Annotated in this window: 1 protein-coding gene; it reads right to left on the bottom strand. The window is 36.0% G+C overall.

Annotated features, from left to right (window positions below; all coding sequences use genetic code 11):
- Positions 1-311: T7SS effector LXG polymorphic toxin (locus ACTJJQ_RS19295; protein WP_440600515.1), on the bottom strand; the 311-nt coding region annotated here is incomplete at both ends.

Raw genomic sequence — 311 nt, 5'->3', positions numbered from 1 at the left:
TCTGACAAAGCATATTCATCTTTTAGATTTTGATCAAGTTCTATTAAATCTTTAACCGTTTTCTTGCGTTCATCTTCCGCATCTGCAATCTTTTCGTCAAAGGTTTTACTATCAAATACCTCCAGAGAAATGAGGTCATCAATATCTTGAAAAATCGTTTTGAGTGCCTTTTTTTGATCCTTTACAATGCTTTTGGCGTTTTTGATGCCCATATGTACAGCGTTGTCTAAAAAGTGTTCTTCTACAAAGGTATCGCCGCCAAAGTTTGTATCATCAAGCGTTCCAGAAACACCTTCATGAAAGGCTTTTTG

Origin of the sequence: Bacillus sp. 22483, assembly GCF_052044605.1 — a bacterium.
Classification (GTDB): domain Bacteria; phylum Bacillota; class Bacilli; order Bacillales; family Bacillaceae; genus Bacillus; species Bacillus altitudinis.
This window is presented reverse-complemented; position numbering and strand designations above follow the sequence as displayed.